Raw genomic sequence first — 11,443 nt, forward strand, 5'->3', positions numbered from 1 at the left:
GACATTGATCGCATATCTGCTCAGGCTGTCCGTGAATCAGGCGCGCGCCGCGGTCCCGCTTCCATCGCCACAATGAATAACGGCGGCCGGAAATCCGGCCGCCGTCCGTTTCAGAACCGATCTCGACGAGCTCAAATCAGCTTCTCGAGCAACACGACTTGGAGCGTCGCCTTACCGTCGAGCGCACGCGCCAGCGTCTGGAATGCCGGCGCTTCGCCATGCACGTGCAGCGCATGCTCATCCCGCCAACGCTCGATCATCGTGAAGCGATGAAACGCGTCGCGGTGTCGATGCAGCTCGTACTGCTCGCACCCGTCTTCGTTTCGAACGGCCGGTACTGCCGCCAACAGCGCATCTTCCACCGCCGCGACGTGTCGCGGATCTGCGGTAATCGTGGCAACCACATACTGCTTCGACATCGATGGCCTCCATTCGCCACTGGATCGTTTCGTGCGCGAGCGCGCGCGTTGCATCGCTTCAGAACGCAGCGACGGCGAGCATTCCGCACGACACGCAGCTGCGTCGCGATATCGGAGCGCACCAGCTCGCGAGCACGGCGTCATGCCGTGCAAATCGAGCCGGATACGCACGCGCTCAATCGACCGCCGGAAAATCCAGCGTCGTGTCGTTCACACGGTTTACCAGATTCGTGAACGTGATCGATGTGACGACCAGGATCGTCTCGATCACCTGGCGCTCCGTGAACCCTGCTTCCAGCACTGCGTCGAGCACGGCAGCGGGCACCGTATCGCGGCTCGTCACGATCGAGCGCACGAACGCGAGCAACGCATCGCGGCGCGCATCGCCGGTTGCGTGGCCGGCGCGGATCTGCTTCATCGCGTCCGGCGCGAGGCCGGCCATCTTGCCGATCATCGTATGGGCGGCCAGGCAGTAATCGCAGCCGGACAGCGCGCTGACTGCGAGGCGCACCGCCTCGACATCGGCCTGCTCCAGCGAACTTGCGGCGATCGCGGCGTCGACGTTCAGCATCGCCGCGAGACCGGCCGGACTGTGCGTGCCGATGGTCGCGTAGGCGTTCGGGACCTTGCCGATCGCGGCCTTGATCTGGTTGAACACGACTGCGGTTTCGCCGGTTGCTTCCGACGGCTTCAAGGTGGTCAAGCGGGTCATATATATATCTCACTAGGCTGGATAATCGGGAGCCGCCCGATGAAGGTCGGCGCAATAGCGCGGAGCGCGGGCCAATGCCCGCATTCCGAGCCTTTACTGCGGATCAAACGTGACAAGGATCGAATACGCGCCATCGCGCAATACCGATTTTTCCTTGCACTCTTGTCGTCGAAGCTGATATCGACTTCGTCGTCACGTGCGCATGGCAGACATCGCTTTGAATCGATCTCGCGCACCAACATGTGAATCGACACCGACGTGTGCGAGCGAAATCACCGGCCCGGTTCGCCCGGCACCAGGTTGTTGACCACGGACGTCACGCCCGCGACGCGCGCCGCACTGTCGCCGGCGAGCTGCACCTGTTCGCTGTCGGGCACGTATCCGGTCAGCGTCACGACGCCATGGCGGACCAGCACCCGCGCATTCACCGCGTTCAGCCCTTTCGTTTTCGACAACGCCCAAACGATTTTCCGCGACAGCGCCCGATCGGCAGCGCGTTCGGTCTTTCGTTCGGCCTTCTTCACTTCTTTCTGACTGACGACCGCATCAGAAGACGGAGCGGCATCCTGTTCCGCTGCATGGGCGGACACGCCGAAAGCCAAATACGTTACGTACAGTACCGACGCGACAATCTTCTTCATCACAGGCTCCTCAAAAGACGTTGGTGGAAATTCGACAAGGGCTGAAACCCGAACGAATGGTAGACAAGCGCCTACCCGCGCTCAATGGCGTATTTCCGAAAACAGCATTCACGCATCGATGATGGTCTGCCGCGCCCGCCCAAACGGCCGCTCTATACCTGCGTATAGGTGCGTTGAATGGTTGGAGCCGGTGCGAATACACCATGACGACGCCACGCGGCTCATCGGAAAGGCGTCGCTGCACGCGATTGCGCCCGCCGCGCTGGCCGAACTGCGTGCGCCGATTCAGTATTCATGCTGGATGAATTGAGTTTATGGGCGGGGCGCGTTGATCGACCCGCCATACGACTCATACACTGCATCGCACTACCTCGACACGAACGAGGAAGCGCATGCAGCACCGAGCCACCGGCATCACGCAAGCGGCTCATGCGCTTCCCCGGCCCGTGTCGAGCACTTCGACACCCTCACCGGAGCAACAGCATGACGCAAGCACATCAAGGCACCGCACTCATCACCGGCGCATCGTCGGGCATCGGCGCGATCTATGCGCAACGGCTCGCACGCCGCGGCTTCGATCTCGTCCTCGTCGCCCGCAATCGCGACCGGCTCAACGACTTCGCCAAGCGCATCACCGACGACACGCACCGCAACGTCGAAGTGATCGCCGCCGACCTCGGCGATCCTCGCGCGCTCGCCGAGATCGAAGCGAAGCTGCGCACCGACGCGAGCATCACGATGCTGGTGAACAACGCCGGTGTCGGCACGCACAAGCCGCTGCTCGAAAGCGACGTCGACGCCATGACGCGCATGATCGACCTCAACGTCACCGCGCTGACGCGTCTGACCTATGCCGCCGCACCGGGCTTCGTCGCGCGCGGTCACGGCGCGATCATCAACATCTCGTCGATCGTCGCGATCGGCCCCGAGCTGCTGAACGGCGTGTACGGCGGCAGCAAGGCGTTCACGCTCGCCTTCACGCAGTCGCTGCATCACGAGCTCGCCGACAAAGGCGTGCAGGTGCAGGCCGTTCTGCCCGGCGCGACGGCCACCGAGTTCTGGGACAACGGCAGCCTGCCGCTCGACAACCTGCCGAAGGAGATCGTGATGTCGGCGTCCGACCTCGTCGACGCCGCGCTGACCGGCTTCGACCGTCACGAGCTGGTCACGATTCCGTCGCTGCACGCAGCGGAAGAATGGGATGCCTACGACGCCGCCCGTCGCGTCATGACGCCCCATCTGTCGAACAGCACCGTCGCCGCACGTTACGCCGTCACGCACTGACCTCGGTCATCCAACTTCGCAACCGCTCAAGTCAATCATTCAAAGGAACCACGATCATGAAACTCACCGGTAACACCATCTTCATCACCGGCGGTACCTCGGGCATCGGCCGCGCACTCGCTGAAAACCTTCATCGGCGCGGCAACAAGGTGATCGTCGCCGGGCGTCGCCGCGCCCTGCTCGACGAGATCGCCGCCGCGAATCCGGGCATCGACACGGTGGAGCTGGACGTCGGCGACGCGCAGCAGATCGAGCGCGTCGCACGCCAGCTGATCGCCGACTATCCGACCTTGAACGTCCTCGTCAACAACGCGGGCATCATGCCGTTCGACGATGCCGCCGGTGCGCTCGACGATGCCCAGGCCGTGCGGCTCGTGAACACCAACCTGCTCGGCCCGGTGCGCCTGAGCGCCGCGCTCGTCGAGCATCTGAAGGCGCAACCGGAGTCGTACATCATCAACAACAGCTCCGTTCTCGCCTACGTGCCGCTTGCGTCCACCGCGCTCTACTCGGCCACCAAGGCGGCGATTCACTCGTACACGCTGTCGCAGCGCTTCGCATTGCGCGACACGAGCGTGCGGGTGCTCGAAATCGCGCCGCCGTGGGTCGATACGGACCTCGTCCACAAGAGCGGCGATCCGCGCGCGATGCCGCTCGACGCGTTCATCGCGGAGACGATCCAGCGTCTCGAAACCGCGACGACCGAAGTCGTGGTCGAGATCGCACAGCCGCTGCGCAACAACGTCGGCCCGAACGAGCATGCATTCGTCGAGCAGTTCAATCAGGCGCTCGCGGAAAACCCCATTCCGGTCGCGTGAGTCCTCGCGGATTCGATCTTTTGGACAACCTGAGGAGTCGCGTCATGGAAAGCCCCAAACAATACGAGTATCTGTTCCTCGGCGGCGGCAAGGGCGGCAAGTCGCTGGCGATGGATCTCGCGCGTAGCGGCAAGCGCGTGGCCATCATCGAGCGCGGGATGATCGGCGGTTCGTGCATCAACGTCGCCTGCATTCCGAGCAAGACGCTGATCCAGAATGCCCGCAACATGCATGCGTGGCGCTCGGCCGACGCGACGGCGCATCCGGTGGCCGACATGGCGCGGGTCCACGCGAACGTCCGCGCCGTGGTCGACGGGATGGTCGACGTCAACCGCCGCGCGTTCGAGCAGTCCGGCCTCGATCTGGTGATCGGCTCCGGCCGCTTCGTCGCGCCGCGGCGCATCGCCGTGCGCGCCGCCGACGGCAGCGAGCAGCTGTTCGAAGGCGAGAACGTCTACATCAACACCGGCACCGTGGCGACGATCCCCGACGTGCCGGGGCTGCGCGACGCCGCTCCGCTGACCCACGTCGAGGCGCTCGGCCTCGACGTGCTGCCGGCACGGCTGATCGTCATCGGCGGCGGCTACATCGGCCTCGAGATGGCGCAGGCGTTCCGGCGTCTCGGCAGCGAAGTCGTAGTGATTCACGACGCGCCGCGCGTCGCGGTTCGCGAGGACGAGGACGTCAGCATCGAGATCCAGAACGCGTTCGAAGCCGACGGGATCGCGTTGCGGCTGTCTGCACGCATTGCCAGCGTGGAGGGCCTATCGGGCACCGGCGTCACGGTCGTGCTCGCCGACGGCACGACCGTCGAAGGCAGCCATCTGCTGGTGGCGACGGGCCGGCGCCCGGTCACCGACGACCTCGGCCTCGATCTGGCCGGCGTCGAGCGCGACGCGCGCGGCTTCATCGAGGTCGACGACACGCTGGCGACCACCGCGCAACGCACCTGGGCGATCGGCGAAGTGGCCGGCACGCCGATGTTCACGCATGCGTCGTTCGACGACTATCGCGTGCTGAAAGCCGGCATCGACGGACGCGGCGGCAGCACGGCGTCGCGGGTGATTCCGTACGCGTTGTTCACCGATCCGGAGCTGGCGCGCATCGGTCTGAACGAAACGGACGCCAAAGCGCGCAACACGCCGGTCATCGTCGCGAAACTGCCGATGGCAGCCGTGCCGCGCGCGCGCACCAATGGCACCACGCGCGGCTTCATGAAGGCGCTCGTCGCACCCGACAGCGGCCAGATCCTCGGCTTCACGATGGTCGGCTCGGGCGCGGGCGAAGTGATGTCGGCCGTGCAGATGGCGATGATCGGCAAGCTGCCTTATACGTCCGTGCGCGACGCGATCCTCGCTCACCCGCTTCTCGCCGAAGGGCTGAACCTGCTGTTCGCGACGATCAAGTAAGCCGACGGCCGGGTTTTCCCGGCTGATCGTGCCGGCCACGCCGGCCGCCGATGCCGTCGCGACGCGTCCTGCGTCGCGACGGCATCGGCGCGTCCGCGCGCCTTCCACGTCCCGGATCGAAGCAACTGCACTTAGCGCGCTCGCGCCGATACGATCCGGTAGAATCCGCGGGCGAGTTCGAATGGCGCGCCGGCGTTCCCATCGATTGGGACGTCGGCGCGTGCGCCATTTCGAACTCCGAGAAAAACATGCCTTCGCCGACACCGACGCTCCGCTGCGGGCGCGTTGCCGGATCGCGGGCGAGGTCGCCGTTCTTCCACTCGCATCCAGTACCCGGCTGTGCTTCGTTGCCCACGCGAACGACGCGCACGCGCGGCTGTGCGTCGTGGCGCGGACACCTGAATTGCTGTTGGCATTCGACATCGACGACCGGAGGCATTGCCATGGACAGATTGACGCAGCCGTTCTCGCCGAGCAACGGGGGAACCTCTTGGATCTGAACGCGACGCGCTCGTCCGATCATCCGGTCGACGGCGGCGACTCGAACGACGCGGCGCGGGAAACGCGCATTTCGCGGCATCTTGCGCTGCGCATCCTGCCGATCTTCATGTTCGCGTACGTGGCCGCCTACGTCGACCGCATCAACGTCAGCTTCGCGAAACTGCAGATGGTGGTCGATCTGGGTTTCAGCGACGCGGTGTTCGGCTTCGGCGCCGGTACGTTCGCGCTGGGCTACGTCGTGTTCGAGGTGCCGAGCAACATGATCCTGCAGCGGGTCGGCGCGAAGCGCTGGCTCACGCGCATCATCCTGTCGTGGGCGATCGTTTCGGCGTTGACCACGTTCATCGCGACGCCCAAGCAGTTCTACGTGATGCGCTATCTGCTCGGCGTCGCGGAAGCCGGGCTCGTACCGGGCATCGTCTACTACATCTCGCAGTCGTTCCCGCGATACCACCGTGCGCGGGTGCTGTCGACCTTCTACGCGGCGCTTCCGCTGTCCGGGCTGATCGGCTCGCCGTTGAGCGGCTTCATCATGGAATACTTCGACGGCATCGCCGGGCTGTCCGGATGGAAATGGATGCTGGTCGTCGAGGCGTTGCCGGCGTTCGTCGCGGCGCTGCTCTGCTGGAAGTATCTCGAGGACGACGTCACCCAGAGCCGCCACGAGAGCGAGGCCGACCGCGCGTACCTCAGCCGCACGCTCGCCCAGGATCGGGCGCTGGCCGCATCGGCGTCCAACGACCAGATGTTCGGCAGCTGGATTTTCTGGACCTTCGGCGTGATCTACTTCCTCGACGTGTTCGGCATTTACGGCTACACGCTATGGGCGCCGACGATGATCAAGTCGCTCGGCGTCGGAAGGGATTTCGTCATCGGGCTGATCGCAGCGCTACCGAATGCGGTCGCGATGATCGTGATGATCACGGTCGGACAAAGCGCGGATCGTCACCGCGAACGGCGCCTGCATACGGCCGCGCTGTTCCTGCTCGCCGCGGCGGGGCTCATGCTCGCGCTGGTCTGGCATGGCAACCTGTGGCTGACCGTGCTCGCGCTGTGCATCGCCAACGCCGGGTTGCTGTCCGTGCCGCCGGTGTTCTGGGGAATGCCGACGGCGGTGCTCGGCCCCAGCAATGCGGCCAGCGGCATCGCGTGGATCAGCGCGATCGGCAACATCGGCGGCTTTTTCGGTCCGTACGTGGTCGGCGTGCTGAAGCAGTCGTCGGGCAGCTTCGCGCTGCCCGTATCGTGCATGATCGTGTGCCTGCTGGCCGGCCTGGGTCTCACGCTGGTGCTGCCCAAACATATCGTGAACCGATAAGCCGCAGCGCTCACGCCGCCGCAGCGCCTCGTGCAGGCGCGGCGGCCGGCAGCGTTACTCCGCCGCGGGATCGAGCCCCAGCGCTTGCGCGCCGAGCACGAATTCGGGCAGCGTTCGCGCGCCCATCTTGCGCATCGCGTGGCCGCGATGGATCTTCACGGTGATTTCGCTGAGCCCCATCTCCGCGGCGATCTGCTTGTTGAGCAGGCCGCTCACCACGTACTTCATCACCTCGCGCTCGCGCGGCGTCAACGTGCCGTAGCGGCGGCGAACGTCGGCGAGGCGACCGTCCGACTTGCGGCGCTTCTCGTCCTTCAGCAACGCATTCTGGACGACGTCCAGCATGTCCTGATCGCGGAACGGCTTCGACATGAAGTCCAATGCGCCGTTCTTCATCGCCTTCACCGACATGGCGACGTCGCCGTGCGCCGTGATGAAGATGATCGGCAACTGAAGATCGCCGGCGACGATCTGCTCCTGCAACGCGAGGCCGCTTTGGCCTTTGAGCCGGACGTCGAGAATCAGGCAGCTCGGCACATCGCGCTTGTCGAAATCGAGAAACTCCTGGGCCGACCCGAACAGCTCCACGCCGAGGCCGACGGAGCGAAACAGCCGGCCAAGCGCGTTGCGCATCGAGTCGTCGTCGTCGACGACATACACGACGGAGTTCGTTGCGATGAGATCGGGACCGTTGCTCATGGCTGCGTGATTCCTTCGACTGGTAGAACGAACTGCATCGATGTCCCCTCGTTTTCTTGTGATTCGGCCCAGATGCGGCCACCATGCCCTTCGACGATCGAACGGCAGATCGACAGGCCCATTCCCATGCCTTCCTTCTTGGTCGTGAAGAACGGCGTAAACAGCGAATCGGCGTCCTGCGTCTTGATCCCGTGGCCGGAGTCTTGCACCGTGATCTGCGCGTTCGCGCCGTCGACGAGCCGCGTCGACACGGCCAGCGTGCGCCTGCGGCCGGCGACGCCGCTCATCGCCTGCACGGCGTTCATCAGCAGATTGATGATCACCTGCTGCAACTGCACGCGGTCGCCCCGCACCCACAGCGACGGCTGGCAGCTCTGCGCGACTTCGACGCCGTGGCTCTGCAGCTCGCGGCGCATCAGATCCATCGATTGCTCGACGAGCGACGTGACGTCGACGAGCGTATCGTCGCGGTCGTTGCGCTTCGCCATCGCGCGGATCTGACGAATGATATCGGTAGCGCGCCGCGCGTCGTCGGTCATTTGTTCGAGCGAGTCGCGCACTTCTTCGAGATCCGGCACGTCGTGATTCAGCCAGCGAAGCCCGGCCTCGCCCGACGTCACGATCGCGGCCAACGGCTGCGTGACCTCGTGCGCGATCGACGCCGCGAGTTCGCCGAGCATCGTGACGCGCGTGACATGCGCCAGTTCCGCGCGCGAGCGCTCGAGCGCCTGCTCGGCCTGCCGGCGCGCCTCGATGTCGGTGTTGACGCCGTACCAGCGGCGAATCCGGCCGTCCGCGTCGCGCAACGGCGCCGCGCCGATGATCATGCAGCGATACTCGCCGCTGCCGAGCTGGACGCGCGCCGTCACCTCGAACGGGCTGCCGGACGAAATCGCATCGTGCCAGGCCGCCTCGAGCGTCGCGATGTCGTCGGGATGGACGATGTCGCGCCACACGTCCGCGCCGTCGCGGGTTCTGACGTCGTAATCGGTCCAGCGGCGATTGAGGTACAGCAGGCGGCCGTCTTCCGCCGTGCTCCACACCATCGCAGGGATCGCATCGATCGTGGCCACCAGCTCTTCCTTCTGGCGGCGCAGCTCGGCTTCCAGCGACTTCGCCTGCGTGATGTCGCTGTCGGTCGACAGAATCGCGACCGGCTGGCCCGACTTGTCGCGCGACACGATCCAGCGGCTGGAGATCAGCACCGTCTCGCCGTTCTTGCGCGTGCGCGTCAGCTCCCCTTGCCAGCAACCTTCGCGGATCGTCGTGTCGATCAGCTCGGCGATCGGCGCGGCGGCGGCCGTCTGCGTCAGCTCGTAGAACGCCGCGCCGAACGCTTCCGGCGCGCGCCATCCGTACAGACGCTCCGCGCCCTTGCTCCAGAAGCGGACGCGCCCGTCGAGGCCGTACACGACGATCGCGTCGTGCGTGAGGTTGAGCAGATCGACCTGGTTCTGCAGCATGGCTCGGCTGCTCTGATTGCGCAACGCGAGCGCCGACACCGTCACGATCGCTATGACGCTGACGATGCAGCGCGCGAGCGAACTGACCGCGATCTGATCGCTTTGCGCGAGCAGGAAGCCGAGCACGGTCAGCGACACGCAGGCCCACGCCGTGCCGACGGTGACCGTCGTGGACGCCACCGACGCAACCAGCAGCACCACCACGACGTACAGCACGGCGACCGCGACGTCGACCGGCGCGAACGCGTCGACGAGGAACACCGCGAGACCCAGCGCGATCGCGACCGCGTACACCGCGCGCGGGCTGGTGCGCAGCTGCGCGTCGACATTGGGGCCGAGCGCGGACGCAGGCACCGCCGCAAGCTCGGGCGGCGCAATGATGTGGTCCACACGTACGCCGCGACCCTCGCTCATCTGGCGATTGCTATCCATATCTCGTGACTCGGTAAAAACGGATTTCGGATTACTGGGGGCCGCTGTTCGCGCCGACGTCCTCGAGGCGCTCCTGGATCTGCGCCGGGTCGACCGGTTTGCTGAACACGCAGATCGCGCCGAGCTTCATCGCCTGCTCGCGCGTTGCGTCGGATGGGAAAGCCGTGATGAAGATCACGGGAGGCGCCGGTCCGCGCTCGAGAAGGGCCGCATACATCTCCAAGCCGGTGATGCCCTTCATATGCACGTCGGAGATGATACACGCGACGTCGCCGATCGGATCGGCGTCGAGGAACGCCTCGGCGGACTCGTAGACGCGCACGTCCCAGCCCAGCGAGCGGACGAGACTGCGCGTCGCCCGACGGATGGACCGGTCATCATCGACGATGGAAACAATACCTCGGTTCGGCATACCAGCGGTCCTTGACCTTCAATTCAGAAAAATGGCGAGATCGCGCATTCGAGGTCCGCGGGCTCGACCGCATCCTATGCCGCCGGCATCGGCCCGAAAACTATACTTCGGTATAACGCCGCGCCCGAACTGCATGCCGTCGCCTCGTCAGCGCGGCTCACGCCGTGGCCGACAGCGGCTGGAAGCCCGCTGTAATGAACGGCCGCTCGCTGCTGTTGCGCTCGCTGTTCGGCGTCCAGTACGGCGCCGCGTCGCGCCCGCCGTTCGGCGCCGACGTGTGGTCGAAGCTGGCGATTTCCAGATCGCGAAGCTGCGTCTGCATCCAGTCGATGAACGCGCGGATCGACATCGGCACCTGGCGTCGATCCGGATACAGCACCGAAATCGGCAGCGGCGCCGGGCCGTACTCGCCGAGAATGCTGACGAGCGTGCCCCTCGCCAACTCCTCCGCGACCATCCGTTCGCTCACCTGCGCGATGCCGACGCCTTCGACCGCGTATCGAACGGCCGAACGCACGTCATTGACGGAAATGCGCTCCGCCAGCTTGAGCCGCGTCTCGGCGCCGTCCACCGTGTAACGGAACTCGCGGACCGGACCGAAGCGCCGCGGCGTGTAATGGATCACGTCGTGGCAATGTAGGCTGTCGGGGTCGACGGGCGTGCCGCGCGCCTTCAGATAGTCGGGGCTCGCCACCGTCACCGCATGGAAGTGCCCGACGCGCCGGCTGCGCAGCGACGAGTCGGCCAGCTGGCCGACCACGACCGCGCAGTCGACGCCGTTCGCGATCAGGCCGTCCGCGTCGCCGCCGACGTCGACCCGCAAGCCCACTTCCGGATGGTTCGCGCGGAACACCGGCAGGAACGGCAACACCGAATGCGCGACTTCCTGATCGAGATCCACCGCCAGCCGGCCGCGCGCGATCTTCCCGGCGCCGCTCAGTTGCTGCTGCATCAGCTCGATCTCGCCGAGAATGCGCTGGCAGTGCTCCTGATACTGCTCGCCCTCCGTGGTGAGCCGGACACAACGCGTGGAGCGCTGCAGCAGCGTTGCGCCGAGATGCTCCTCGAGCCGGCGCACCAGCGTGCTGGCCGATGCCGCGCTGATGCCGAGCATCTCGGCCGCCGCGGTGAAGCTGCCCAGGCGCGCGACCTGGCTGAACACTGACATCGCATGCAGGGTACGGTCCATGCTGTTCTCCGGAATTCGTTGCGGTAGAAGGATTGATGTGAAGTCTAGAGAACAGTCGGGCCGCGCAATATCACCAGATGGGAGTTCGCGCCTTATACGATGGTGTTAGGGCGCGCACCGCGGATGGCGTGCGGCGGGGGTTCGGG

The 11,443-nt window shown here is 65.5% G+C and carries 12 protein-coding genes; 4 read left to right on the top strand and 8 right to left on the bottom strand.

Translation table 11 applies throughout. The annotated features are described in order from the left end of the window. Positions 1 to 131: 131 nt before the first annotated feature. The 3 genes from C3Y15_RS25545 to C3Y15_RS25555 form a co-directional block, all read right to left on the bottom strand. The gene (locus C3Y15_RS25545) at positions 132 to 419 is read right to left on the bottom strand and encodes a putative quinol monooxygenase (RefSeq protein WP_014724392.1); all 288 of its coding nucleotides are present in this window, start codon (positions 417 to 419) and stop codon (positions 132 to 134) included. A gap of 175 nt (positions 420 to 594) precedes the next feature. Then, positions 595 to 1,131, bottom strand: coding sequence for a carboxymuconolactone decarboxylase family protein (locus tag C3Y15_RS25550; protein WP_011881303.1), 537 nt, complete (start codon positions 1,129 to 1,131; stop codon positions 595 to 597). Between the two features lie 272 nt (positions 1,132 to 1,403). After that, positions 1,404 to 1,772, bottom strand: a complete 369-nt coding sequence (locus tag C3Y15_RS25555) for a BON domain-containing protein (RefSeq protein ID WP_014724390.1) — start codon at positions 1,770 to 1,772, stop codon at positions 1,404 to 1,406. A gap of 483 nt (positions 1,773 to 2,255) precedes the next feature. Here C3Y15_RS25555 and C3Y15_RS25560 point away from each other — a divergent pair, with 483 nt between their 5' ends. Genes C3Y15_RS25560 through C3Y15_RS25570 form a run of 3 tightly spaced genes read left to right on the top strand, consistent with a single transcriptional unit; the run spans position 2,256 to position 5,283 of the window. Then, positions 2,256 to 3,056, top strand: coding sequence for an SDR family oxidoreductase (locus C3Y15_RS25560; RefSeq protein ID WP_124260259.1), 801 nt, complete (start codon positions 2,256 to 2,258; stop codon positions 3,054 to 3,056). Between the two features lie 56 nt (positions 3,057 to 3,112). After that, complete coding sequence (locus tag C3Y15_RS25565) at positions 3,113 to 3,874, top strand: SDR family NAD(P)-dependent oxidoreductase (protein ID WP_011881299.1); 762 nt, start codon at positions 3,113 to 3,115, stop codon at positions 3,872 to 3,874. Between the two features lie 44 nt (positions 3,875 to 3,918). After that, positions 3,919 to 5,283, top strand: coding sequence for an FAD-dependent oxidoreductase (locus tag C3Y15_RS25570; protein ID WP_060090746.1), 1,365 nt, complete (start codon positions 3,919 to 3,921; stop codon positions 5,281 to 5,283). On the opposite strand, the gene C3Y15_RS25575 is transcribed toward C3Y15_RS25570, so the two are convergent. Further along, positions 5,276 to 5,761: a hypothetical protein gene (locus C3Y15_RS25575; protein ID WP_124260260.1), complete on the bottom strand. Its 486-nt coding sequence runs from the start codon at positions 5,759 to 5,761 to the stop codon at positions 5,276 to 5,278. The two genes, C3Y15_RS25570 and C3Y15_RS25575, sit on opposite strands and share 8 nt — an antisense overlap. A 12-nt stretch (positions 5,762 to 5,773) precedes the next feature. Between C3Y15_RS25575 and C3Y15_RS25580 the strand changes: the two genes are divergently transcribed. After that, a complete protein-coding gene (locus tag C3Y15_RS25580; RefSeq protein ID WP_034194849.1) occupies positions 5,774 to 7,102 on the top strand; it encodes an MFS transporter in 1,329 nt (442 codons plus the stop codon). A 54-nt stretch (positions 7,103 to 7,156) separates the two neighbouring features. Here the strand turns inward: C3Y15_RS25580 and C3Y15_RS25585 are convergent, their stop codons facing one another. The 4 genes from C3Y15_RS25585 to C3Y15_RS25600 form a co-directional block, all read right to left on the bottom strand. Then, a complete protein-coding gene (locus C3Y15_RS25585; protein WP_011881296.1) occupies positions 7,157 to 7,801 on the bottom strand; it encodes a response regulator in 645 nt (214 codons plus the stop codon). Further along, positions 7,798 to 9,696, bottom strand: coding sequence for an ATP-binding protein (locus C3Y15_RS25590; protein WP_069239900.1), 1,899 nt, complete (start codon positions 9,694 to 9,696; stop codon positions 7,798 to 7,800). The genes C3Y15_RS25585 and C3Y15_RS25590 overlap by 4 nt, the downstream gene beginning before the upstream one ends. Positions 9,697 to 9,727: 31 nt before the next feature. Further along, positions 9,728 to 10,108 carry a response regulator gene (locus C3Y15_RS25595; protein ID WP_011881294.1) on the bottom strand — a complete coding sequence of 127 codons (381 nt, stop codon included), beginning with the start codon at positions 10,106 to 10,108 and terminating at the stop codon, positions 9,728 to 9,730. A gap of 157 nt (positions 10,109 to 10,265) precedes the next feature. Beyond that, a complete protein-coding gene (locus C3Y15_RS25600; RefSeq protein ID WP_124260261.1) occupies positions 10,266 to 11,297 on the bottom strand; it encodes a LysR family transcriptional regulator in 1,032 nt (343 codons plus the stop codon). Positions 11,298 to 11,443 lie beyond the last annotated feature (146 nt).

Source organism: Burkholderia sp. B10 (assembly GCF_004368385.1).
Taxonomy (GTDB): domain Bacteria; phylum Pseudomonadota; class Gammaproteobacteria; order Burkholderiales; family Burkholderiaceae; genus Burkholderia; species Burkholderia vietnamiensis.